The sequence below is a fragment of the Bacillus sp. SB49 genome (assembly GCF_000469135.2).
GTDB lineage: Bacteria > Bacillota > Bacilli > Bacillales > Halobacillaceae > Halobacillus.
Genome location: NZ_CP048117.1, coordinates 3,079,348 through 3,102,764, shown reverse-complemented (window position 1 = coordinate 3,102,764; position 23,417 = coordinate 3,079,348). Strand labels below are relative to the sequence as shown.

The 23,417-nt window shown below is 51.3% G+C and carries 22 protein-coding genes, 1 pseudogene and 1 riboswitch; of the genes and pseudogenes, 14 read left to right on the top strand and 9 right to left on the bottom strand.

What is annotated here, in order from left to right; all coding sequences use genetic code 11:
* Positions 1–2: 2 nt before the first annotated feature.
* A complete protein-coding gene (locus M662_RS16305; RefSeq protein WP_035388275.1) occupies positions 3–986 on the bottom strand; it encodes a LacI family DNA-binding transcriptional regulator in 984 nt (327 codons plus the stop codon).
* Between the two features lie 185 nt (positions 987–1,171).
* Here M662_RS16305 and M662_RS16300 point away from each other — a divergent pair, with 185 nt between their 5' ends.
* From M662_RS16300 to M662_RS16285, 4 genes are all read left to right on the top strand, one after another.
* Entirely contained in the window at positions 1,172–1,474 is a 303-nt protein-coding gene (locus M662_RS16300) for a DUF3139 domain-containing protein (protein WP_026578003.1), read from the top strand.
* A gap of 16 nt (positions 1,475–1,490) precedes the next feature.
* Positions 1,491–1,724 (top strand): hypothetical protein, encoded by a 234-nt coding sequence (locus M662_RS16295; RefSeq protein ID WP_026578004.1) that lies wholly within the window; start codon positions 1,491–1,493, stop codon positions 1,722–1,724.
* Positions 1,725–1,977: 253 nt separating this feature from the next.
* Complete coding sequence (locus M662_RS16290; RefSeq protein ID WP_051348908.1) at positions 1,978–2,553, top strand: GNAT family N-acetyltransferase; 576 nt, start codon at positions 1,978–1,980, stop codon at positions 2,551–2,553.
* A gap of 11 nt (positions 2,554–2,564) precedes the next feature.
* Positions 2,565–3,008 carry a hypothetical protein gene (locus M662_RS16285; protein ID WP_026578006.1) on the top strand — a complete coding sequence of 148 codons (444 nt, stop codon included), beginning with the start codon at positions 2,565–2,567 and terminating at the stop codon, positions 3,006–3,008.
* A gap of 147 nt (positions 3,009–3,155) precedes the next feature.
* Here M662_RS16285 and M662_RS16280 read toward each other — a convergent pair whose 3' ends face one another.
* The 4 genes from M662_RS16280 to M662_RS16265 all read right to left on the bottom strand — a co-directional run bounded on the left by M662_RS16280 (position 3,156) and on the right by M662_RS16265 (position 7,788).
* Positions 3,156–4,775, bottom strand: a complete 1,620-nt coding sequence (locus M662_RS16280; RefSeq protein ID WP_162129311.1) for an L-lactate permease — start codon at positions 4,773–4,775, stop codon at positions 3,156–3,158.
* Positions 4,776–4,793: 18 nt separating this feature from the next.
* Positions 4,794–5,759 (bottom strand): L-lactate dehydrogenase, encoded by a 966-nt coding sequence (locus M662_RS16275; RefSeq protein WP_026578008.1) that lies wholly within the window; start codon positions 5,757–5,759, stop codon positions 4,794–4,796.
* Between the two features lie 235 nt (positions 5,760–5,994).
* Positions 5,995–6,933 (bottom strand): proline dehydrogenase family protein, encoded by a 939-nt coding sequence (locus tag M662_RS16270; RefSeq protein ID WP_026578009.1) that lies wholly within the window; start codon positions 6,931–6,933, stop codon positions 5,995–5,997.
* Between the two features lie 36 nt (positions 6,934–6,969).
* Complete coding sequence (locus tag M662_RS16265; RefSeq protein ID WP_026578010.1) at positions 6,970–7,788, bottom strand: AraC family ligand binding domain-containing protein; 819 nt, start codon at positions 7,786–7,788, stop codon at positions 6,970–6,972.
* Positions 7,789–8,077: 289 nt separating this feature from the next.
* Here M662_RS16265 and M662_RS16260 point away from each other — a divergent pair, with 289 nt between their 5' ends.
* The 3 genes from M662_RS16260 (at position 8,078) to M662_RS16250 (ending at position 12,537) form a co-directional block, all read left to right on the top strand.
* Positions 8,078–10,345, top strand: coding sequence for a glycoside hydrolase family 3 C-terminal domain-containing protein (locus M662_RS16260; protein WP_026578011.1), 2,268 nt, complete (start codon positions 8,078–8,080; stop codon positions 10,343–10,345).
* A gap of 123 nt (positions 10,346–10,468) precedes the next feature.
* Positions 10,469–11,476 (top strand): ketoacyl-ACP synthase III, encoded by a 1,008-nt coding sequence (locus tag M662_RS16255; protein WP_026578012.1) that lies wholly within the window; start codon positions 10,469–10,471, stop codon positions 11,474–11,476.
* A 71-nt stretch (positions 11,477–11,547) separates the two neighbouring features.
* The gene (locus M662_RS16250) at positions 11,548–12,537 is read left to right on the top strand and encodes an aldo/keto reductase (protein ID WP_026578013.1); all 990 of its coding nucleotides are present in this window, start codon (positions 11,548–11,550) and stop codon (positions 12,535–12,537) included.
* Between the two features lie 65 nt (positions 12,538–12,602).
* Here M662_RS16250 and M662_RS16245 read toward each other — a convergent pair whose 3' ends face one another.
* The gene (locus M662_RS16245; RefSeq protein WP_026578014.1) at positions 12,603–13,208 is read right to left on the bottom strand and encodes a TetR/AcrR family transcriptional regulator; all 606 of its coding nucleotides are present in this window, start codon (positions 13,206–13,208) and stop codon (positions 12,603–12,605) included.
* 178 nt (positions 13,209–13,386) lie between these two features.
* On the opposite strand from M662_RS16245, the gene M662_RS16240 reads away from it, so the two are divergent.
* The 4 genes and pseudogenes from M662_RS16240 to M662_RS16225 all read left to right on the top strand — a co-directional run bounded on the left by M662_RS16240 (position 13,387) and on the right by M662_RS16225 (position 17,119).
* Positions 13,387–14,919 (top strand): FAD-dependent monooxygenase, encoded by a 1,533-nt coding sequence (locus tag M662_RS16240; protein WP_026578015.1) that lies wholly within the window; start codon positions 13,387–13,389, stop codon positions 14,917–14,919.
* Positions 14,920–15,076: 157 nt separating this feature from the next.
* Positions 15,077–15,379, top strand: coding sequence for a hypothetical protein (locus M662_RS16235; RefSeq protein ID WP_026578016.1), 303 nt, complete (start codon positions 15,077–15,079; stop codon positions 15,377–15,379).
* On the top strand, positions 15,380–15,583 hold the full coding sequence (locus M662_RS16230; protein ID WP_026578017.1) for a helix-turn-helix transcriptional regulator: 204 nt from the start codon (positions 15,380–15,382) through the stop codon (positions 15,581–15,583). It begins immediately after the preceding gene.
* 205 nt (positions 15,584–15,788) lie between these two features.
* Positions 15,789–17,119: pseudogene (locus M662_RS16225) on the top strand (IS3 family transposase).
* A gap of 59 nt (positions 17,120–17,178) precedes the next feature.
* Here the strand turns inward: M662_RS16225 and M662_RS16220 are convergent.
* From M662_RS16220 to M662_RS16210, 3 genes are all read right to left on the bottom strand, one after another.
* A complete protein-coding gene (locus M662_RS16220; RefSeq protein ID WP_026578018.1) occupies positions 17,179–18,054 on the bottom strand; it encodes a 5'-methylthioadenosine/S-adenosylhomocysteine nucleosidase in 876 nt (291 codons plus the stop codon).
* A gap of 140 nt (positions 18,055–18,194) precedes the next feature.
* Positions 18,195–18,298, bottom strand: a riboswitch (purine riboswitch).
* A 90-nt stretch (positions 18,299–18,388) separates the two neighbouring features.
* Positions 18,389–18,892 carry a hypothetical protein gene (locus M662_RS16215; protein WP_008637787.1) on the bottom strand — a complete coding sequence of 168 codons (504 nt, stop codon included), beginning with the start codon at positions 18,890–18,892 and terminating at the stop codon, positions 18,389–18,391.
* A 217-nt stretch (positions 18,893–19,109) separates the two neighbouring features.
* Positions 19,110–20,452, bottom strand: a protein-coding gene (locus M662_RS16210; RefSeq protein ID WP_162129310.1) for an IS3 family transposase whose coding sequence is annotated in 2 segments (ribosomal slippage) — positions 19,110–19,979 and positions 19,982–20,452 — 1,341 coding nt in all. Because the reading frame shifts where the segments join, the coding sequence is not laid out codon by codon here.
* Between the two features lie 320 nt (positions 20,453–20,772).
* On the opposite strand from M662_RS16210, the gene M662_RS16205 reads away from it, so the two are divergent.
* The 3 genes from M662_RS16205 (at position 20,773) to M662_RS16195 (ending at position 23,293) form a co-directional block, all read left to right on the top strand.
* Complete coding sequence (locus M662_RS16205; protein ID WP_026578020.1) at positions 20,773–22,146, top strand: TcaA NTF2-like domain-containing protein; 1,374 nt, start codon at positions 20,773–20,775, stop codon at positions 22,144–22,146.
* 53 nt (positions 22,147–22,199) lie between these two features.
* Positions 22,200–22,961 (top strand): zinc ribbon domain-containing protein, encoded by a 762-nt coding sequence (locus M662_RS16200; protein WP_026578021.1) that lies wholly within the window; start codon positions 22,200–22,202, stop codon positions 22,959–22,961.
* Positions 22,962–23,119: 158 nt separating this feature from the next.
* A complete protein-coding gene (locus tag M662_RS16195) occupies positions 23,120–23,293 on the top strand; it encodes a hypothetical protein (RefSeq protein ID WP_162129309.1) in 174 nt (57 codons plus the stop codon).
* The last annotated feature ends 124 nt before the right edge of the window (positions 23,294–23,417 follow it).

The window sequence follows — 23,417 nt, the reverse complement described above, 5'->3', positions numbered from 1 at the left end:
TGTTATGTCGTCATACCTTCGTGGAAGGAGATATCTAAATAGGCAGTTTCCCCTGCATGGAAATCGGCATTTTCTATTTGATCTTGGAGCATACGGACGGCCTTTTCAGCCATAGCCGCGACAGGCTGGCAGATGGTGGACAACCCGGGGGCTACCGACCGGATCAGCTTCGTTCCATCATATCCGACAACTTTCAGCTCCTCAGGGACAAGGATACCTCGCTTACGTGCTTCGTTAAGAATGGTAAGAGCCACCAAGTCGTCACTCGCGAAAACCCCATCTGCATCGGGATACTGGTCGAAAACTTCCTCGATTCTCTTCGTCTTCGCCGCTTCATCGAGAATCTCTTTAATTTCAAACGTGTACGAGGACAGGCCATGTGCAGCTATCACATCTTCATACGCCTGTTTCCGTTTGTTGGCAGGTGTCTCCAAAGTGACCGGTCCATGGATGTGGACGATCTTCCTGCATCCTTTCTCGATCAAGGTTTCTGTTGCAAGCTTTCCGCCAGCGTAGTTATCGGAGCCTACGACCGGAATGCCGGGGGACAGGAAATGATCGATCGCGACGATCGGAAGCGGATGTTCCGCTTCCCGGAACAGACCGCGATTGTATGTGCCTACAATGACTCCGTCCACTTGGTGTCTGCGGAGCATTTCCCAATAATTCTTTTCCTTCTCCAGTTCGTTCAAGCTGTTGCAGAGGAGCACTTTGTAACCGTTCTTAGAGCAAGCGCTTTCAATGGCAGCGGCGATTTCACCGAAGAAAGGATTTTCCGTGGTGGGTACAATCAGGCCGATCACGTTCGTCCGATTGGTAAAGAGGGAACGGGCCAGGTCGTTCGGTATGTAGTTGATTTTCTCCATCGCTGCATATACTTTTCCTTTTGTTTCTTCACTTATGTATCCTCGGTTGTTCAGCACTCGTGATACCGTCGTCGGTGATACACCTGCTTCTTTGGCTACATCTTGAATTTTCGGCTTCAAACCAATCGTCTCCTTCTCACTCGGTTGTCGTTTTCTCTTGTCGGGGACTTCTATCCCTATGGTAGAAGATTTAGGGAGAGGAGGCAAGTTTGAGGAATCTCCCCTTGTTTCCTTTGTTTTGTCACTATCATTAGCCTTTTATAATCTGGTAAAATATTCATAGCGGAATTTTCTAGGAGGCTGCCATGAAAAAAATGGGTGCGATCGTGTTCAGTGTACTGCTTATCATAGGAATTGGGTTCGGATACGTCCAATACAAAAAGGCAGGCGTGGAACAGCGGGTCGTGGAGTATTTGACGACAGAGAAGCATCTGAAAGAGAGCGACATTGTTTCCAGTGAGCCGTTTATGGCGAATCTACGGGGCGATAAGAATTGGATGGTCAGTGTCCGCCTGAAGGATGATGAGAAAACCTATTATTATTACAGAAGTAATGGGAAAGTGGTGATGGAATCGTACGTAGAAGACGGCGTTGAACACGCGCCGTAACAGGGGAGGGAGTCCATTGAAGAATTCAATGAAGCTGATCTTTGCGGTCTTTCATGTGGGGACTCCACTGCTCTATTTCGTTGGCTATTCCCTCATTCAGTACATGCGTGGAAATTCGGTGGGAGCGTCGATCCCGGATACTTTATCGATCATCGCCATCTACTTGATCGTCGTCAACTGTATGTGGCTGTTCACTGTGGACAAGTTTAAAAGGGCGATCAAAATGGATGAGGAAAATCAGGCGAAATGATGGAGGGGAGTAGTATGAAAAAATTACTCGGCATTTGTTCGATGATCATTTGAAAGTGACACTTGTGGATGTGCATGAAAAGGATGATAGGAACATCCGGATCAAGTACGAGGTGTACGGGAAACGGGAAGAACAAATCGTGTCTTCCACCGTGGAATGTTTGTCTACCGAATCGGATTGACACCTTTTCGCACGGAACAAAAAGAGGGATAATGGGTGCTGTAAGAAAGTTCCTGAAAAAGGAGAGGTCGCTGTGCTGTTGGAAACAGAGAAGTTCGAGTGCAGGTCGGAAACGGAGCGTTTGGTCATCCGGCCGTTGGAGGAAGAGGATTACGGGAACTGGCTGGATGGGTTTGAGAGCCGGGGCGCATCGAAGCATGTCCATGACCCGGGGAGACTCGACATGCGCGAATGTACGAGGGAGTGGTTCTGCCGATTGGTAGAGAAACATCAGGAGCTGGCACGGACGGATACGGCGTTTGTTTTCGCTGTGTTCCGAAAAGCCGACGGTGCGCATCTTGGCATGGTCGATTTCTCTACGCTTGCAAGAGACTCCTTCCAATGGGGGCGGATCGGTTACACGATACATAATCAGTACTGGCGGAACGGCTACGGCGGGGAAGCGGTGAAGGAAGCGCTCCGGATCGCCTTCCGCCGGCTGGATTTCCACCGGATCGAAGCCCACATAAACCTGGACAATGCCGCATCTGTGAAGCTTGCCGAGAGCTGCGGCATGGAGTATGAGTGCATCCGCAAAGGGTTCCTCTTTGAAAACGATGCGTGGACGGATCACCTCGTCTACTATAAAAATGCCGAAAGTCCTGTGTAGGGGCGATCGGCATGAATTATCTTTGGAAGCTGAATACCGCAAGCATCTTCGCCGCTCTCCTCGCACTGATTCCTCTTGAATTGATGCTGAACGTCTATCGGATCAGCCGGTTGACGGGATGGGGGTTGGACCGGACGATGCTGGTCCTTGGTGTGGCCATGGGTGTGACGGTGCTTGCCGGGACGGTTCTTCTCTACTGGTTCATGAGGAAGCGGATGGAGAGAAGGAAGGCAAATGTTTGGACGGCTCTCACTTGGATTCCCTATTTCGTGCTGTTCGCCTATCTGTTTTCGGTTTCGTTCCCGATTACGGACCCGGGGGAGGCGCCGAACCCTGGCATGGGCTTCTTCGTCATCGGCGGGCTGCTTGGCTATCCTTTTTACCTGTTGATTCTGAATGTGATCGTGCTGTTGACGGGGGAAGGGGTACAGAAGAAAGAGGGACTCCCAGATTAATAGGGAATCTTGAGGTATGTGTAAGAATTATAGTTGGAGAGAGGGCGGCTCATGTCCCTCCGCCCTGTGCTGAAATTTCCCTTAGCTAATTACATAGTTTCTGAGTAAAAAGGAAGGACTCCCCGAATAACAGGGAGCCCTTCTTTTTTATAAAAGCGATAGTGCATAAGTCAGGACGCAGACGACGGCTAACAGGGCAAGGCTGTATTTCAGCGTCATTCGGAACAGGTTGGATTCCTGACCGGTCTCTTTGACGGCAGCGGTCGCGATGGCGATCGACTGTGGAGAAATCAGCTTCGCCATGACACCGCCTGCGGTATTCGCGGCAAGCAGGAGGCCGGGATCGGTCATGATCTGTCCGGCGGTGACGACCTGGAGGTTGCCGAACAGGGCGTTGTTGCTGACGACGGACCCGGTGATGAAGACGCCGAGCCAGCCGAGGACGGGGCTCACGAACGGGAAGAAGCCGCCGGTCTCCGCTAAGGCGAGCCCGATGGAGGAGCTCAGTCCTGCGAAGTTCGAGACGTTGGCGAATCCCATGACGAAGCAGATCGTCAGTACAGGAAGCCACAGTTCACGGATCGTCCGTTTCAATGCCTGCATTCCTTCAGGGAGCGTGATCGTCGTACTCGTCCAGCCGGTGACAAGGACGGCGGCCAGTATCGCCGTTCCGGTCGCAGCTAGCAGGTCGAGTTCGAAGACGGCAGCAAGGGCGCTCGTTTCCGGAACGATCGGTGGAGCTTGCAGAATTTCCTCGTGAAGAAAAGGAATCTCGAGGCTCCGCGTCGTTGCAGCAAGCGGTCCGCCTTTTTCAAACAGGCTTTGGAACGCAGGCAGGCTCCAGAGCGTGATCGCCGCGGTCAAAATGTAGAACGGGGACCATGCCCGGATGATGTCGCCGATCCGGTAGGTCGTGCCGGCATCGACGGCGGGAGCGCCTTCTTCGCGGTGGATTGTCTTCGGCTGCCATTTTCTCAAGAACAACGCAAGTCCGGCCATGCTGGCGAGAGCGGCGAGAATGTTCGCAAGCTCCGGCCCAAGGAAGAGGATCGTGAAGAGCTGGACGCCGGTATAAAGGCCGCTCACGACGAACAGGGCGGGCAGCGTTTCCTTGATGCCCTTGAATCCGCTCAAAAGGAAAACGAGCAGGAACGGGATGGCAAAGGAAATCAACGGCAATATGTAAGCGAGCATCCGGGACAGCTCCATCGTCTCGAGGTTCCCCATCTGGGCACCGACGATGACGGGAATTCCGATGGCGCCGAAGGCACCGGATGCGGCGTTGGCGACCAGACAGAGCGCGGCTGCTTTCAGCGGACGGAAACCGAGCTCGACGAGCAGGGCGGCACTGATCGCAATCGGTACGCCGAATCCGGCGGCTCCTTCGAGAAAGGCATTGAAGCTGAAGCCGATCAACAGGAGCTGGAGCCGCTGGTCTTCCGAGATGCTCGCGATGCTTGCGCGGATGATGGTGAACTTCCCGGTGTCGACGGCGATTTTATACAGCCAGACGGCCATGATGACGATATAGCCGATCGGCCACAAACCCTTCGCTATGCCGGCAATGGCGGATGCGACCGCGTTGGAAACGGGCATATCAAAGAAAACGACCGACAGAATAATGCTGAGGGCAAGCGTCAGAAACGCCGCAAGCACGCCTTTCATTTTGAAAATCGTCAATCCGAGAAAGAAGAAAAGGATCGGGAGAGCGGCGATGAGCGCGCTCACCCATGTGTTTCCGAACGGATCGTACTGTTGTAACCACATGACAGAAGCCTTCTTTCCTTATGGTCTCGTTGCCGCCTTGAAATGTTCGCCGAGGATTTCTTTCAGGACGCCGGCGCTGTGGTGAAGCTGTTTCTGTTCGGTTTCGTTCAGGTTTATTTCAACGACGTTTCGGATGCCGGTCCGGTTCACGACGGCAGGTACACCGATGTAGACGTCCTCCAGGCCGTATTCTCCGGCAAGCGGTGCGCTGACGGTAAGGATGCTGTTCTCGTTGTTCAGGATCGCTTTCGTAATCCGCGCCAGTCCCATCGCGATGCCGTAGTAGGTCGCGCCTTTTTTCTCGATGATCTGGTACGCCGCGTCACGGACGTTGAGGAAAATCTCCTCCAAGTCTTCTTTATGGTAACGGGAATCGCGTTCGACCCACTCCATCACAGGCACGCCCCCGATCGTCGCATGGCTCCAGACCGGAAGCTCGGTGTCGCCGTGCTCGCCGATGATGTTGGCGTGGACGTTCTGCGGAGTGACGTCGAAATATTCGCCCAAGAGATAACGGAATCGGCCGGAATCGAGGATCGTTCCGCTGCCGATCACGCGGTTCTGCGGCAGGCCGCTGAACTTCCAGGTCGCATACGTAAGAATGTCGACCGGGTTCGTCGCAACGAGGAAGATGCCGTCAAAGCCGCTCGCCATCACGTCATCGACGATAGATTGGAAGATAGCGAGATTCTTCTTCACCAAATCGAGCCGCGTCTCGCCGGGCTTCTGGTTCGCTCCGGCACAGATGCAGACGATATCGGCATCCTTACAATCCGCATACGTGCCGTACCACGTCTTCGTCGGATTCGGGGCGAACACTTTGCCGTGGTTCAAATCCATCGCATCACCCATCGCCTTGTCTTCGTTCAAATCAATGATCACGAATTCCTCTGCAATCGCCTGGTTCAGCATCGCAAAAGCGTAACTGCTTCCTACTGATCCTGCTCCGATCAAAGCTACCCGGTTCACGTTTTCTCTTGTCATTATGGATTCCTCCCGTATGGTTGCGTTTGTTTGTGAATCATTTCACAATTATAGTATGCAATAGATTTTGAATGATGACAATGGTTATTTGTGAAGTTTTTCACAAGTGAGGGTGAGTTGTCATATTTTGGTCACAAATGAACTAGAAGGCGGCATACTATCAGCTGCGATTTGCCCATCAAAGGGGAAAGAAGCCGATGATTCCACGTTGAACCATCGGCAGGAGTTTTCTTATTCAGTTACCACCATCAATAATATCCGACAGGAATGTGTAAATATTCGGCGGGTGCTCCGCTATCCGGTGAACGACATAGAGGTACCACTCCGTACCGTACGTCGTGTAGACTTTCGTGCGTATCTTCTCTTCTCGGAGCGCGTTCAGCAAGTCATGGCGGACACCATCCAGCATCTCGACCTCCACGTTCGGTTGATGGAGAAGCCTTTTCGATTTCAGGGCAAGGAGAAGATTCTCATCATGCGTGGCGATCGACAGCGGATGATCGCGCTCGACGCAGGCAGCCGCAAATTCGATATACCGCTCATTCAGCGCTTCGGATCTTGGAATATGGATGTCTTCCGGCTCTTCGTACGCCCCTTTTACCAAACGGATTCTGCCGGGGTATTGCAAAAGATCCTCTAAATCGCTCGCGGAACGCTTCAATTGAAGCTGCAGGGTGATGCCCACATTGGAAAAGGATGCCGCCGCCCTTTTGTACAGGGAGAGGATGGCGTCTGTCTTCTGCGATTCCTCCATACTGATCATGAGCTGGACATCGTTCTTGTCGGCTTCTTTCGCTAACCTTTCTAAATGAGTGAAGGCCATCTCGTCGGAAATCATCATTCCGATATGCGAAAGATCGAAGGATACGGTTGCTTGCAAGTCATGGCTTCCAAGGTCCTTGATCAGTTCGCTGAATTCCTGTACAGCAGATTTACATGCCTCTTCGGAGGTCGTATTCTCCCCGATGAATTCTATCGACGCTTCATGCCCGGCCTGAAAGGTCTGTTTGACGCGTGCGATGCCTTCGGGGCGGGTTTCTCCGGCTACGAAGCGCTGCGCCCCTTTGACAAGCAGAGGATACAGTTCTTTGGAGTTCTGGATATAGGCTTTTACATGCTGGTCTCTGGCGATGGATTTGAGACTTTTGGAGAAACGGATCGCTTCTGTGTGCATAGAGGAATCCCTACTTTCTATATAACTATTGTCTGGTCATTGGTCATGGAGAAAAATATCCCGATACTGGCCGGGCGTCAGTCCGATAAACTCCTTGAAGAAGTTGCTGAAATGACTTTGGTCGATAAAGCCTGTCTCCATGGCGGCATCGAGTGGTTTGGCGCCCTGTTCCAGACGTTTCTTCGCTTCGCTGATTCGTACCGTCTGTAAATAACGGTACGGCGTGATCCCAAGGGTGCGGGTAAACGAGCGCAGGAGCGAGTATTTATTCATGCCGGCGATCCGGGCCAGGTCCTCCAGATTCACCGGCTCTGCGTAGTGAGTCTCCAAGTAGCTGCAGACCTGTTGGATCTCCTGCTTCGTCGCTTTATTGTCCGTATGCTCCCGGGTGGTCGTATAATCTTCGATCAGCTGCTGAAGAAGGAAATAAAACGTTTCTTCTTTTTCAAAATCCTCGATTTCATCCATGATCATCTGATGAAGGGTATGAAGCAGCTTGGCATGGCGGCTGCCATAAGATACAGGCGACGTGAAGGAAGGGAGGTAGTCCCTGCCTGTTATCTCTTCTGCCACCTTGCGCATGACGTCAGACTCGATGTTCAGACAACGGTAATCGAGCGTTTCGTTGTCTACGGACTCACAGGCGTGATTATCCAGCGGATTGAAAAAGATCAGGTCGCCCGTACCGATGACATACTCTTTGTTCTTACAGGACAATCGTCTCTGCCCGCTTTCGATGAACCCGATCACGTAATAGTCGTGGAAGTGATTCGGGAATTTCTGCATGATCCCTTCAAAGCGGTATGCTTCTATCTGAAGATCCGCATCATAATGGACCGTTCTTTCTTCTTTCATGACACCCACCGTCCTTGCTTGTTCTGTTGGTCAGTTTATCACAACCAACCTCCAGGCTCTTGCAATATATTGACTGGAAAAACATACTAATATAAAAATGTATGCAGTCGAGACAATCAGAAAACGAAGGCTCACCATCCAACTTCTATACAGCTCCCAGCCTGTTCTGAATCTTTTCTTGAGCTCGAGCACATTACCTGAGTCGTTTGTTTAGATTATTTACTAAATATTGGGTAGAATCATCCTACAGAACAAGCACGTCAACCAATGGTTTTAGGAGGAGTTACCTATGGATGCACCAATCGATGAACTCATAAAAAAGATGACTCTCGAAGAAAAGGCGGGCTTCTTGAGCGGCCTTGACTTCTGGAATTTGAAAGGACTTGAACGACTCAATATTCCGTCTGTGATGGTGACGGACGGTCCGCACGGTCTCCGGAAACAGGCGCAGGGAGCGGACCATCTGGGCTTGAACGCCAGCGTGCCGGCCACCTGTTTCCCGTCGGCAGCAGGACTTGCTAGTACGTGGGATCAGGATTTGATACGCCGCGTCGGCGAAGCGCTCGGGGAAGAGGCGAAGACGGAGGAGGTCGCCGTGCTGCTCGGGCCGGGGACGAATATCAAGCGGTCTCCGTTGTGCGGGCGAAATTTCGAATACTTTTCGGAAGACCCTTATTTGTCGTCGATGATGGCAGCGAGTCATATCGAAGGGGTGCAGAGCAAAGGAATCGGTACCTCCCTGAAGCACTTCGCTGCGAACAACCAGGAGCACCGGCGGATGTCGGTCGATGCGAGAGTCGATGAGCGGACGCTCCGCGAAATCTATCTGGCGAGCTTCGAGCATGCCGTGAAACAGGCGGCGCCGTGGACGGTGATGTGCTCTTATAACCAAGTAAACGGGGAGTACGCATCGGAAAGCTACCGGCTGCTGACAGAAATTCTCCGCAACGAGTGGGGCTGGGACGGCGTCGTCGTCTCTGACTGGGGCGCTGTCAACGAGCGAGTCGACGGACTTAATGCCGGTATGGACCTGGAGATGCCGTCGACGAACGGCATTCACGACAGAGAAATAGTCGAAGCGGTCAAGAAGGGCGATTTGACGGAAGCGACGATCGACACCGCGGTCGGCCGGGTCCTCGGTTTGATCCAGAAAGCGGTAAAGAATCAGCAGCAAACCTCTTATGATAAAGAAGCCCACCACCGGCTTGCCCGTGAAGCAGCAGCGGATGGGATGGTCCTTTTGAAAAATGAAGGACGTATCCTTCCTCTAGATAAAAAAGCCTCGGTCGCGCTGATCGGCTCGTTCGTGAAGCAGCCGCGCATCCAGGGCGGTGGCAGCTCGCACATTAACCCGACGAGAGTCGATGATGTGGTGGAAGAAGTGAAGAAGACGACCGGCACCGACAGGGTCACCTATGCGGAAGGCTATCCGCTTGAGAACGATGCCATCGATGAAGCGATGATCGAAGAAGCATGCACGACGGCAGCGGCCGCCGATGTCGCTGTCCTTTTCGCCGGGCTGCCGGACCGGTATGAGTCGGAAGGCTATGACCGGAAGCACCTTGAGCTGCCGGAAAATCACCGTGCGTTGATCGAGCGGGTGGCGACGGTCCAGCCGAACGTCATCGTCGTGCTAAGCAACGGGGCGCCTGTAGAAATGCCGTGGCTTGACGAAGTTCCGGCGGTCCTTGAGGGCTATCTCGGCGGGCAGGCGTTCGGCGGCGCGGTCGCCGATCTGTTGTTCGGGGAGAAGAGTCCGAGTGGAAAGCTTGCCGAGACGTTCCCGGTCCGACTCGTCGATAATCCTTCTTATTTGAACTTTCCGGGTGAAGGGGATGTCGTCGAATATAAAGAAGGCCTCTTCGTCGGTTACCGGCACTATGATGCGAAACAAATCGAGCCGCTGTTTCCATTTGGTCATGGTCTCAGCTACAGCACGTTCGAATACAGCAGCCTCATGATCGATTCCCACGAGATCGACGATACGGAAGAAGTGGAAGTGAGCGTCGATGTGATGAACACAGGATCGGTCGAAGCGAAAGAGACGGTCCAGCTGTACGTCCGCGATACAGAAAGCAGCGTGATCCGTCCGGAGAAGGAGCTGAAGGGTTTCGCCAAAGTGAGCCTCGAGCCGCAGGAAGTGAAGACGATCTCCTTCACCCTCGACCGGCGCTCGTTCGCTTACTACAACGTCGAGCTCGGCGACTGGCAGGTGGAGACGGGGGACTTCGATATCCTGATCGGCAAGTCGTCGAAGGACATCGTGCTCAAGGATACGATCCACGTCCGATCGACCACCGTGATTTCGATGCCGATCCACCGCAACACGCTCGTCGGTGATCTTTTGAAGAACCCGAATACAGCCCCTGTCATGAAGGAATTCCTCGCTGAAAACAACCCGTTCGGCGGGATGGAAACCGAAGACGGCGAAATGGATGACATGATGGATGCGATGATGGCAAACCTGCCGCTGCGCGCACTGGTCAATTTCAGCATGGGCGCCTTTACAGAGAAACATCTGCAAGAGCTGATTGGCAGCCTTTCCCGGCGTATATAAGAAACGGGACCTGGACGAATGGCGTCCAGGTTCTTTTTTTCTGCCAAGCGGACTATTTGCTTTATAATGGAAAAGTGGTACCATTAGTACCAGGTACTAAAAACTATGTGTGAGGTGGATGTAATGGGAAAGGCAAGAGTGACGGCGATTGGGACGTATGTGCCGGAGAAGAGGCTGACGAACCCAGATTTGGAGCAGATGGTCGATACGAGTGACGAGTGGATCGTCAAGAGGACCGGAATCAAGGAACGCCGGATCGGCCGTCCGGATGAGCAGACGAGTGATTTGTGCATCGCTGCGGTCGAGGATCTGATGCACCGGTATGACAAACAGGTGGAAGATGTGGATATGATTCTCGTAGCGACAAGTACGCCTGATTTTCCGTTTCCATCCGTCGCAAGCATCATTCAAAATAAATTAGGAATCAAAGCGTCCGGAGCGATGGACTTGAGCGCGGCGTGTGCCGGATTCGTGTCCGCCCTGCATACCGCTCACGGCTTCGTCGCCTCTGGGCTTCATAAGAAAGTATTGGTTATCGGGGCGGACAGCCTGTCGAAGATCACGGACTATACCGACCGCAATACGTGTGTGCTGTTCGGTGACGGCGCAGGCGCTGTGCTGGTGGAAGCGGATGCGGAATCCGACAGCTTCCTCGGCGCGTATGTGGGCAGTGACGGAAGTGCGGCCCAGCACGTCTATCGTCTCGGGTTATCATCGAATGTGAACGACATCGAGCTTCAGGATACGCCGTATCTTGTTCAGAACGGCCGGGAAGTGTTCCGCTGGGTCGTCCGTAATATTCCGAAGACGATCACGACGCTGCTGGAGCGTGCGGAAATGCAGATGAAAGAAGTCGACTGGTTCGTGCCGCACAGTGCGAATTTGCGTTTGATCGAGCCGATCAGCGAGAAGCTGGACTACTCGATGGATCAGACGCTGTACAGCCTGGAGAACTTCGGGAACACGTCGGCGGCATCCATTCCTTTGGCGTTCGATCTCGGTATCCGGGAAGGCAGAGTCCAGAACGGCGACCGCGTGCTTCTATACGGTTTCGGATCCGGCCTTGTCCATGCGGGCCAGCTTTTAGAGTGGAATCCGGACGAGCAGGTCAACGAACCGAAGCCGCTGTAAGTGTTCGTGTTTCCCTTTTCCTCATTCCGGATATATACCTTTAAGCAATGCAAAAAGGAGGATCTGGAAAGATGAAAACATTCGAACATGCGTTAAAGCATAAAGTCGGACTCGGAACGGCTCCGCTCGGGAACATGTTCCGCGAAGTGTCCGAGGAAGAAGCGAGAGAAACGATCCAAACCGCCTGGGATGAGGGTGTCCGTTATTTCGATACGGCACCGTTTTACGGCGCAGGCCTTGCGGAGATGCGTCTCGGCGAGGTGCTGTCCAAGTATGACCGCGACGATTATTTGATCAGTACGAAGGTCGGCCGGTACGTGCTGGAGGAAGAAGAAGAGGACAAGGAAGGCTTGTTCCAGTACGCCCGTAACAATAAAGTCGTGACCGATTACTCGGCTGATGCGACACGGCGCTCGATCGAACAGAGCCTCGATCGTCTGAAGACCGACCGCCTCGACTTCGTGTTCGTCCATGACGTCTCTCCGGATTTCCACGGCGACGACTGGATTGCGAAGTTCGAAGAGGCGCGGACCGGTGCGTTCCGTGTCTTGTCTGAACTCCGGGAACAGGGCGTCATCCGCTCGTGGGGTCTCGGCGTGAACACGACCGAACCGATCGAGATTGCGATGGAGCTGAAGGAAAACAAGCCGGACTTATGTCTGTCTGCGACCCAGTACACGCTGCTGCAGCACGACCGCGCCCTCGAGCGCATGATGAAGACCGCGGAGGAAAACGGCGTCGGCATCGTCGTCGGTGGACCGTACAACTCCGGTGTGCTGCTCGGCGGCGATCACTTCAACTACGAGAAGGCGGGAGCCGACATCATCGGCCGCGTTAATCAGCTGAAGGAGATCGGCGACAAGCACGGCGTCCCGCTGAAAGCAGCTGCGCTCCAGTTCTCGACGGCGCACCCTGCTGTGAAGTCCGTCATTCCGGGCTCGACGCGTCCGGACCGGATCAAAGAGGATATCGCCATGATCCAGAAGGAGATCCCTCAAGCGTTCTGGGAAGAGCTCGTGGAGAAAGGCTTCGTTTCAGAAAAAGCACCGTTACCGAAATAAACAGGAAAGCCTGCCGAAGAATGTCCTTCGGCAGGCTTTTTTTGTATGGGGAGCCCGGCTCTCTGTTACTTCCTTCCCTTGGCAAGTCCGGCTGCTTGGAATGGGCCGAGCAGCGACAGCCGGGCGATATAGACCGAGATCTCCTCCGGTGATTCCTTCGTTCCCGTTTCCAGCCACTCCTGGATCACCCCGAGATGAGCGGATACGAGATAGGAGAGCAGGTAATCGTACGGTACCAGACGATCTTCCTCCTTTGCGGTCTGCAGCACCTCCCTGCCGACGTTCGTCTTCAAGAAATCTTTGAACGCGAGCTGGAAGGAAACGTCGCCGTTCGGACCGAGGACCGCATGCATGAACGCTGCATTTTCCTTTATATAATCCAAGAGGGATACGATGAAGGGGAGTGGTTTATTCGTTGCGAGGAAATGCTTCATCTCCTGGAGGTCCACTTTCTCCGCCACCGCTTCGATCTCCTCGAACACCTCTTTCTCACACTGCTCCAGGAGATCGAACTTATCCTGATAATGCAGGTAGAAGGTACCCCGGTTGATCGCCGCTCTCGTCGTAATGTCCCTTACGGAGACGGCATGGAACCCTTTTTCCCCGATAAGCTCAGCAAGTGCTTCCCGGATCAGCTTCTTCGTCCGGATGACGCGTCGGTCATGGGTCATCATCTTTGTCCCCCTTTTTTTATATAATCGACACTACATTGGAAAACTGTTGATTATACGGCAGTTGTGCCTCGGATTGTTCATTGTAATCTACTTCCAGCTTATTATAATGGAGATAGAAGCTGTTTATCAACACAGTGTTCATTAATTCGCTTATCAAAAAGAGGAGGATGTCACGATGAAAGCTCAGGTACTAATTGTAGGTGCGGGTCCGACGGGCCTCGCGCTCGCTCATAGTCTCGTAAAGCTCGGAGTTCCCTTCCGGATCATTGATCAAAACAAAGGACCGGGGGAGGCTTCGCGGGCGCTCGTCATCCACGCCCGGATCCTTGAACATTACGCGCAGCTCGGTCTTGCCGAGCAGATCGTCGAGCGGGGGCTCCCGATGTCATCCCTTCGATTCTGGGAAGGGAAAGAAGAGAAGGCGAAGCTGGAATTCCCGGATTTAGGAAAGGGATTGAGCCCGTTCCCTTACGTTCTCAACCTTCCTCAGGATGAGCATGAAGAAATTCTGGTGAAGGAACTGCAGCGAGCCGGAGTGGAAGTGGAATGGGAGACATCGTTATCGGCCTTCACGGATCACGGGGACCGGATCGACGCCCGCCTTGAGAAAAAGGGGGAAGAGGAGAGGACGTCTGTTTCCTATCTGGTCGGATGTGACGGCGCTCACAGCACCGTCCGGAAGGGGCTCGGGCTGGGCTTTCCCGGCGGCACGTATGAACAGCTCTTCTTCGTTGCGGATGTGGAAGCAGATATCGATGTCGTCCCCGGCAGTATGAATATCTTCGTGGAAGACAACAAGCTGCTTCTGTTCATGCCTGTCCGGGAGGAAGGGTCGTACCGTGTAATCGGAATGGCGCCGCCCGAGTTGACCGGTGTGGAAGACCTTTCTTATGCCGATGTGAGCGGCTACGTGGAAGAGAAAGTCGGCATCACAGCGACTAACGTCCACTGGTTCTCCACCTACCGCGTCCACCACCGGGTCAGTGAGCAATTCCGTAAAGGGCGTGCCTTCATCGCCGGTGACGCCGGGCATATCCACAGCCCGGCAGGAGGCCAGGGGATGAATACAGGAATCGGCGATGCCGTCAATTTATCGTGGAAGCTTGCTGCTGTCCTGAAAGGCGAGGGAGACGACGCACTTCTCGATACGTACGAAACGGAGCGGATAGCCTTTGCGAGAAAACTGATCGCCTCAACGGATAAGGTCTTCCAGAACGTCGTCGGGGACAACAGGCGCGGCAGCTTCTTGCGGAACGTGTTCTTTCCGCATATGCTTCCCCTTCTGTTCGGCTTCTCCGGCATAAAGAAAAAAGCGTTCCGCATCGTTTCCCAGACAGAGATCAACTATAAACAAAGCAGCATCAGTCAAGGCACAGCCGGAAAAATCGAGGCAGGGGACAGGCTCCCCTGGATAGAGACAGCTGCCGGGGACAATTTCGCCCCGCTCGCATCCTTCGACTGGCAGATCCACATCTACGGCGAGGCGGAGCCGGCACTCTCCGCCTTTGCAGAGAAGCATGCCCTGCCGATTCATGCCTTCCCTTGGCAGGCGGGGATGGAGAAGAAGGGATGCAAGCAGGATGCGCTCTACCTGATCCGGCCGGACGGGTATGTCGCCCTCGCCCTTCCAGAACAGGAAGTCGCCGCTGTGGATTCCTATTTCAAGAAGCACAACATTTTTTCCGATAAACGAAACAGAACCACATAAAACAAGGTCCGTTTCTTGATGGCCTCTCAACTTATTAGCTCTTTTTTTAGATGAATCATAGCAGTAAATGTAAAAAGAATTTGACATTCTTACATTTACTGCTATGATAAGAAATGTAAAAAGAATTTTACATTTTAATGAGAGAGGGAGCTGGGAAATGGATTATGTTAAAATCGTGTATTCCGTCCTATTGTTAATCAGCGGAATTTTGATTTTCGTTGCACCAATGTTTCAAAGAGGTGATGAAAGAAGGAAGTTTATCCACACGAAAGCTCAATCCTATGCGTTCATTGTAGTTATAGGTGTGCTTATTTTAGAAGTGGCCCAGTCCCTTTACCTGACTATCGATGGGAATGCTTCTTATAATGGTAATGGGATTTCCCCCATAATGTTTCTAACCGTCATTTCCGTTATTTATTTAGTGACATTACTAATTTACAGAAAAAAATATGGTGATTAAATGCAAAATCACATTAGAGAATTAAGAAAATCGGTTAAGTTATCCCAGGAAGAACTGGCTAAACTCTGTAAAGTATCCAGACAAACGATCAATGCCATCGAAAATGATAAATACGACCCCACCTTGCAATTAGCATTTGACATAGCCTCTGTATTGAACACCACAGTAGATAAGCTTTTCATCAGCAGTTCGAATAGAAAGTGATAAATTCGAACTCCCATCGAGGTCTTTTTTTATGCACTCGTAGACAATTGAATTTCCTCGATCAGACGGAAAAAAGTCCGGGATGTGTGAACTATAACCCGAATAATGGACACTTATAAAAAAGTGCCCCGTTATTCGGGTTATTTCTGTTTCAAGGAAGGAAACCCGTTTATAATCAAAATAAATATATGAACGGAGTGTGACTATGAGTAAACATCTTTATTCAAATACGGAAATGAAACAATTAGAGGACAATCCGAATGTCGTAAAGGTATCGGAACGTTCTATCACATACCATCCTTTATTTAAGAAAGCTGCAATTCAGGAATATCAGAATGGAAACTTTCCATCTCAAATATTTGAAGAGCACGGATTTGATTTAGTAGTGATTGGGAAGGATCAACCCAGAAGATGCTTAAAGCGCTGGCGTAACACATTTGAAAAGTACGGAGAACTTGGTCTGGAGGGAGACCGTCGTGGAAAAGGAAGTAAAGGTCGACCTTCTTCAAAGAAGATGTCTGCGGAAGAATAACTTGAGAAAGCGGAAGCTCGTATTAAGTACTTAGAGGCTGAAAATGATTTTTTAAAAAAGCTAGACAAACTCGAAAGGCAGGCGTTGAAGAAGAAACGAAAATAACTCCATCAGAAGTCTATCAGCTTATTTATGAAACAATCCATAATTACTCCTTAAGGAGTATGGTCTCTTATTTATGTGAATTCACAGGAGTAAGTCGAAGTGGATATTATGCGTGGATAAATAGTGATTCCAAAAGACAAGTGAAAAATCAGAAAGACGAAAAGGATATACAAATTATTCAAGTTATCTTCTCACAAAACCATGAGAAAGTAGGAGCTCTGCAAATTAAGTTGATTCTCGAAAATGATTATGGGGTCATCATGAATCATAAAAAAATTCGAAGATTAATGAAGAAATTTGATCTTTCGGCAAAGATCAGACAGGCTAAACCATACAAACAAATGTTGAAAGCCACTCAAGAGCATCGTACGTGCCCAAACCATCTTAACCGAGAGTTCACACAACTAGAACCCGGAAAAGTCTTTTTGACTGATATCACTTACACGTATTTTGGGAAAGGTCAAAAAGCATATCTTTCTTGCGTGAAAGATAGTACAACAAAGGAAATTGTAGCTCACCATATATCTACTTCCCTAGGGATGGATATTGTTTACCGAACGTTAGAGAAACTTCAAGACACCGTAAAATCTTTCCATCCAGAAGCAATGATTCATTCGGATCAAGGGTTTCATTACACTCACCCCAAATTCCAATCTAGAGTGAGAGAAGCTGGCCTTCGTCAGTCCATGTCCCGAAAAGGTAACTGTTGGGATAATGCACCTATGGAATCATTCTTTGGTCATTTAAAGGATATGGTGGATCACCAATCATGTGAAAGCTTAAGCCAACTTAAAGAAGAAATTAACCAGTATATAGCAAAATATAATAATAAAAGATATCAGTGGAATTTAAATAAGATGACCCCGGTGCAATACCGAGATCATCTCCTAGCCGCCTAAGGTTCTTTTTATAAACTGTCCGAATTATAGGTTACAGTTCAGTGCTCCCGGACTTTTTCTTATTCCTGTTCCTTGATATATTCCTGAACGACCTCATACACATACTCCTGGTTCGATGCTGCCGTGTCCGGGTTGTACGCTCCACCGTTCGTCTTGTTGTTGGAAAGGATGCGGATGCCGAGGAACGGTACATCATAGGCGCCGGCGATCTGTGCCGCTGCCGCCCCTTCCATCTCCTCGACAGAAGAGCCGAAGTTCTCGTGGAACCACTGGATGCGGTCGACTTCATTGTTCCAGACGTCGGCTGATCCGATCGTTCCTTCGACGACTTTGCCGTCTTCATACGTATCCTTCACGGCGTTCGCCGCTTTCAGAAGACCCTCGTCCCCTTCGAAATAGCGGACTTTCTCCGCGTCTTCATCCTCGCCCGCACTTCCTTCGGAGGCAAGCAGGTCCATCGGGATCCACTCGGTCGGCTCGATGCCTTCTTCGTCTTCCAAATGGCCCGTTTTCAGAGAACCGAGGTTGACCGTTCGTTCCCCGAGGACGATATCAAAGACGTTCAACTCCGGATCGTGCCCGCCGGATGTCCCCTGGTTGATGATCGCGGCTGGATCGAACTTTTCAATGGCGATCGCCGTCGCTGCTGCGGTGTTTTCCATTCCTTTGCCTGTCTTCATGACGATGACCGGATAATCATCGACCGTTCCTTTATAAAATACGAAGCTGCCGGATGTTTCCTCTTCGACGTCCTTCAGACGAGCGGCGAATTCCTCCGCCTCGATCGGCATCGGTCCCTGGATGAGGATCGGCTGCTGCGGATCGGCTTCCTCCGCCTCTGCTTTCGTCGTGTCGGTTTGGGTGTTACAGCCGGCAAGCATGGATAATACGATAAGTAAAAGTGCGATTGTTCGGATTGTGGCTGTCTTCTTCATCTGTCTCTCTCCTTCGATGTTTGGTTTTCCATAAGGGCCGCGGCATAAAAAAAAGCGCCCGGGACCAGCAGATCAGCTGCTGTCTCAGACGCCAAGTCAAAAATGTACAATTGGATGGAAAAGCCGTTCCAATCAGGAAACCCGTGACATTCTCAACTCGTAGTCCGGTTCTTTCGATGGGAACCGGGTAGAGACGCTCAGACCATATCACTGAGAATATACGAGTACCTTATGGAATTGATTACGGTGTTCACTATACCAGATAGGTTTCCGTTCCACAACCATAAAAAGCGAACATTTTTATTTATTTAAAAAATAAAGTTCGCTTTTTAAGTCAGTATTTGCCGTATTCTGTCGCCGTCAGAGTCGTCGATCCGAAAATGGCGAGTGAAGGGTCCTGGTCGAGCTTGCGGATCGTCAAATAGTACGTGACGTTCCGCTCCCGGGGCTGCAGCGTATCGACGTACAGGAGCGGGACCGGCTGGGCGAACCCCTCCCGGCCGCCGGCGATTTCGACCGCGTTGCTGTAGACGATGCTTGCAGGATCGAAATAATTTTTGTAAAGGCTGACGACGATGCCACACGCTTCTTCTGATGTATTGGTGACGGGGATGAGCCCGTTCAAGGAAACAGGGTTCCCGGTCGTCCCGGCATGGAGCGACACTTTCGAGATCGCCCGGTCTTCTTCGAACAGGATCGGCAGGCCGGAGAACGCCTGATTGTCGAAGTTGAACTGGACGAACCGTTTATGATGGACACTGTTCTTCTGGTTGAAGACAGGGTTGAAGTTCGGCAGGTAACTGCTCGAGACGGTTTTCTTATGGGAATGGTCTTTCATGGCTGTAGGCAGCTCCTTTCTTCATGGATTCCAAGAGTCCGCGAGAAGCCTCTTTATGCATGATATGTAAAAAGGCGGAATGTGGAATATGCGTGATGGAAAACGTGGGTGTTGGGGTGGAGAGGTCGGGCTCCGGGGAATGGGACGCTTTCCGCGGGGCGGCCGGCGAGCCTCCTCATCGCGTCTGAAATGAACCCATGAACTTGGACAATGTTTTTTATGACGCTTTATTAAATTTCTCACGAAATTGAATCGGACTCATGCGGAGTTTCGACTTAATTCTTTGATGATTATAATTATCCATAAACGCTGTCAGTTGCTCTTTGAAGTGCTCGATACTTTCAAATTCTTTGTAGTATAAAAGCTCTGATTTCATGATGCCGAAGAAGTTTTCTATCACGGCATTATCGTGACAGTTCCCTTTTCTAGACATACTTTGGGTGATGCCTGCCTCTTGAAGGCGTTCTCGATAGGGACGCATTTGATAATGCCATCCCTGGTCGGAATGCATCATTAATTCGTCTTTCGGGTTCAAACGCTGAAGGCCGTTCTCCAACATTTCCGCTACCAAGGCGTACGTAGGGCGCAATCCAATCGTATACGTAATGATTTCACCATTAAATAGGTCCAGAATGGGAGACAGATAGAGTTTTTCACCAAACAATTTAAACTCCGTAATATCCGTTACCCATTTCTGATTCGGTTTCGAAGCTGTAAATTCCCTATTCAAGAGATTATCGGCTACTTCACCGACTTTCCCTTTATAAGAATGGTATTTCTTCATGCGAACTTGGCATCGAAGGCCTAACTCTTTCATCAGGCGGTAAACTTTTTTATGATTCACATGAATACCTTCATTCTCCAATTGATTTTGAACCCGACGATACCCGTATTTCCTATCAGATTGATGGAAGATTTCCGTGATCTTTTCTTTCAGCTCACGATCAGGATCTGTTTTCCCCATCTGCTTCACGTGATAGTAGTAAGTACTACGGGGGATACCAGCTACCTTGACGAGTTTATATACAGGGAAGGCGTGCCTTAGTTCGAAGACCGTTTGGGCTTTTTGCCTTTCGGTTGGTTCTTGGTTTCCTCTTCGACTAAGGCATTTAATTTTTTTAGATAAGCGTTCTCCATGCGTAGGTATTCGATTTCTTCTTCTATCGATTTGAAAGAACGAGACGGTTTATTGGATTTGTCCTTAGCCATAAGTAGTTGATCCTCCTGTGCAGGACCCAAGGCCGCCAGGCCGCCCTGTTTCCACTTCACGATCCATCGGCGAACCATGGAGAAGTCTGGAATGTGAAAGAGAGCGGAAGCTTCACGTATGGAGGCTCCTGTTTCCTGAATATAGTTAATTACCTTCAGTTTAAAGGCAGGAGGGTAGTTTGTATAGGGAAAGTGAAAAGCTTGATTCCCATGATACTGAAACAATTTGACCCAATATCGTAACGAAGAATTATCGATATCGAGTTCTTCGGAAAGTCCTCGTATACTGATGTTTTCGTTTTGATATCTCAACACAATGCTTAACTTTTCTTCTTTACTCCATTTATTCATAGAAATGCCCCCTGAATATTGTCCAATATTCAGGGGGCATTTCACGTCGCTCTTCCGGGGTCTCACCTGTTCCGCTAATCCCGCCGGAGTCTGCCCATTCCCCTCCGCCCTATGCGGTAATTATATCCCCTCTGTTTTATGCTCCATCAACCGGCTGCAGCGGATGGAGAGAGAAATAAACATACCGAAAGGAGGACATGCTTCCCGTCTTCCCTACAGAGGCCGCGTGTCATAACCCTGTTTCCTTGTGAATATAGTCCTTGAATAAGGGGAGAGCTTGGATACATAACGGCCGATCAGCAGAGGAGGGGGGCACATCGATGGCAACATGCACGCATTGCGGAAAGGCGCTCAAGGACGGGGAGAACTTTTGTACAGGATGTGGGAATAAGCGGGCCTCGCGCGTTTCCGGGAAACGGAAGACGGCACCGCTTTCGAAGAGGCAGAAGCTGACGTTCCTGATCGGAGGAGCGGCGATCGTGCTGCTTGTCGCCGGGCATTTCATCGTGACACAGCTGCTTGACCCGGTCACGAAGATCAAGGCGATGGACCGGGCGGTGACGGAGGAGGATACGGAAGGTTTTCTTGATGAGCTTGAGGTAAAGAAGGACGCCTGGCTGAAAGAAGAGGAGTACCTGCGCTACATCAAGACGAGCGATTGGGAGACGATTCGTGAGCGGCTGACCGGAGCTGTCCACGCGGAGCAGGAATTCGATCGGATCGTGCGCGATGATTACGGCAATCCGTTTTTTATCGTGAAGAAGAAACCGTTCCTTTTCTATGACAGGTTCGAGTTCGAAGCGGTGCCGACGACGGTTCATGTGACGACAGAGCTCTCCGATACGTCCTTTGAGGTCGAGAACGAGACGTACGATTTCAAAGATCCGGTCGAGAGCGAGACGCTCGCGTCCGCCTATCCGGGAACGTATGAGATAAAAGGAAAAGCGGACGGTGATTACGGGGGTTGGAAGGAGACATGGGTGCTCGATATTTTTTCCGGGGAGAACGGCTACGATTTCTATGCGGACTTCCTCTATTCCACCTACGGCATCGATACGAACAAGCCGGAAGCCGTCCTGTTCGTGAACGGAAAGAGTACGAAGAAGACGCTCGCCGAAGTCGGGGAGATCGGGCCGGTTCCTGAGGATGCGAAGCTTGAGCTGCACGCCGAATGGAAGAGCGCAGACGGCAGGGTGGAGAAGTCCGAGGTCGTCCGTCCGGGAGACGTCTCGTTCGGTGCGCTCCCGTTCCTGTTCGGCATGGAGGAGGAAGATGCCTTCCTTGAGGAGGAACAAACGCCGGTGGAAGCTGCGTCTCCCGGGGGCGGGGAAGAACAGGCGGCTGAATTCGTGGAAGCATTCCGGACGGCGTATGAAGAAGCGTTGAACACACGCGACTACAGCAGGATTGAACCTTTTTTGAAAGAGGGAAGCGTTGCAGCCTCTGATTTGAAAAGCTTCATGGCCGGGCTTGAAGAGGACGGCTCATCCTATGAGTTCCTCACGAATGAAGTGTCGGCGATCGATGCCCGGGATGAGGACACCTTTTTCCTGACGACAAGGGAGACGTTCGTCTTCCACGGAGCGGACGGTGCGAGCGTCGACTATGACCGGAAGAAGGAGTACCGGATCGTTCTTGTCGACGGCACGTTCGCGATCGAGGAAATCACCATCCGGGACACCGATAGAAACTGATTCTTTTCATGCGGCACCAGAGAACAACCAAATAGATGGAAAGGGATGATTCTATGTACTGTCAACAATGCGGCACGACAATCGATGCCGATGCGAATTTCTGTGGAGGCTGCGGTCTGCCCTCTTCCAGCGTGGAAGGGGAGGCGGTCGTGCGCAGAGCCGCGCTTCCGGTTCCAGTCGGCGGTCCCTATACGAACCGGGCGGCCCGGACAGGGAGCTCGTTCGTCACCTTCGCCCGCGATGCGCTGAAAGGCCCGTGGCAGGCGAGCAGGGCGACAGGGGAAAACCAGCTCCTTGAAGGCGTCCTCACCCTCGTTGCGATCGCCCTTCTGATGCCTTTGTATTCCTACTTCGTCGCACGGGAAGCGGCCGGTGGGTTCGGAGGGTTCGTCGAGGTCCCGTTCGGCGCCACCGTCCTGGAGCCGTTCCTCTACATGCTCTTGTTCCTCGCCGTCTACGCCGGTATCAACGTCGGCGTCGCCAAACTGATGCATAACGACGTCAGCTTCAAGAACGTCCTGGCCCGCTACGGTGCACTCGCCATCATCCCGGGCTGCGGTCTTGTTCTTGCCAACTTCCTGCAGCTGATCTCGCTGAACTTCGTCGGCGCTCTCGTCTATCTCGTCACACTCGTCGCGTTCCTGCTCGCAAGCGTCACTCTTGTTTTCTCCATCGATGCGGACAGGGAAACCGAAGGCGGCCTCGACAGTTTCTACGGACTGCTGATCACGAGCGTCGTCATGATGCTGTTCTTCTTCCTCGTCGGCATGAGTATCGTCGACCGGATGGTGAACCAGATGCCGTTTTTGTGGTAAAAGCGCTACAGAAAAAAACCGGATATAAAAAGTCCAGGTGCAGAAATGGGAATTACTGCACCTGGACTTTTGCTGCTGACTGGATTTCCTCCTCCTGTTGAGTCAATGCCTGATTTTATGAGACCATTTCACTGGAACCGGCTTGGAGGTGACAGGAAATGGACAATGGACGGAGACTAACTCTATCCATCCTCTTATCGATCGTATTAACGACTATTTTAGTAAATGCAGTAGAAAATACTACGGTTCTATCCGTGGGAACAGCTGTCATTATCTTCTTCTCCCTGTGGGTATTCAACAGGAAAAGATGGAAGGAAAACAGCAGGAAATAAGAACGAAAACGCGCCATACCTTAAGCGGGGACTGGTGCGTTTCTTCTTTCATTACCATTTTTATGAAACTAATGGCCGTAGGTATTCGTACATATAAGAAGACACACAAACGGAGGTTTTTTCG

Bases quoted from the DNA above. Each gene is read 5' to 3' on its own strand.
- M662_RS16300 (WP_026578003.1), top strand. From the start codon at position 1,172: ATGAAAAAAATGGGTGCGATCGTGTTCAGTGTACTGCTTATCATAGGA.
- M662_RS16285 (WP_026578006.1), top strand. From the start codon at position 2,565: ATGAATTATCTTTGGAAGCTGAATACCGCAAGCATCTTCGCCGCTCTC.
- M662_RS16280 (WP_162129311.1), bottom strand. From the start codon at position 4,775: ATGTGGTTACAACAGTACGATCCGTTCGGAAACACATGGGTGAGCGCG.
- M662_RS16275 (WP_026578008.1), bottom strand. From the start codon at position 5,759: ATGACAAGAGAAAACGTGAACCGGGTAGCTTTGATCGGAGCAGGATCA.
- M662_RS16270 (WP_026578009.1), bottom strand. From the start codon at position 6,933: ATGCACACAGAAGCGATCCGTTTCTCCAAAAGTCTCAAATCCATCGCC.
- M662_RS16265 (WP_026578010.1), bottom strand. From the start codon at position 7,788: ATGAAAGAAGAAAGAACGGTCCATTATGATGCGGATCTTCAGATAGAA.
- M662_RS16260 (WP_026578011.1), top strand. From the start codon at position 8,078: ATGGATGCACCAATCGATGAACTCATAAAAAAGATGACTCTCGAAGAA.
- M662_RS16255 (WP_026578012.1), top strand. From the start codon at position 10,469: ATGGGAAAGGCAAGAGTGACGGCGATTGGGACGTATGTGCCGGAGAAG.
- M662_RS16250 (WP_026578013.1), top strand. From the start codon at position 11,548: ATGAAAACATTCGAACATGCGTTAAAGCATAAAGTCGGACTCGGAACG.
- M662_RS16245 (WP_026578014.1), bottom strand. From the start codon at position 13,208: ATGACCCATGACCGACGCGTCATCCGGACGAAGAAGCTGATCCGGGAA.
- M662_RS16240 (WP_026578015.1), top strand. From the start codon at position 13,387: ATGAAAGCTCAGGTACTAATTGTAGGTGCGGGTCCGACGGGCCTCGCG.
- M662_RS16235 (WP_026578016.1), top strand. From the start codon at position 15,077: ATGGATTATGTTAAAATCGTGTATTCCGTCCTATTGTTAATCAGCGGA.
- M662_RS16230 (WP_026578017.1), top strand. From the start codon at position 15,380: ATGCAAAATCACATTAGAGAATTAAGAAAATCGGTTAAGTTATCCCAG.
- M662_RS16220 (WP_026578018.1), bottom strand. From the start codon at position 18,054: ATGAAGAAGACAGCCACAATCCGAACAATCGCACTTTTACTTATCGTA.
- M662_RS16215 (WP_008637787.1), bottom strand. From the start codon at position 18,892: ATGAAAGACCATTCCCATAAGAAAACCGTCTCGAGCAGTTACCTGCCG.
- M662_RS16205 (WP_026578020.1), top strand. From the start codon at position 20,773: ATGGCAACATGCACGCATTGCGGAAAGGCGCTCAAGGACGGGGAGAAC.
- M662_RS16200 (WP_026578021.1), top strand. From the start codon at position 22,200: ATGTACTGTCAACAATGCGGCACGACAATCGATGCCGATGCGAATTTC.
- M662_RS16195 (WP_162129309.1), top strand. From the start codon at position 23,120: ATGGACAATGGACGGAGACTAACTCTATCCATCCTCTTATCGATCGTA.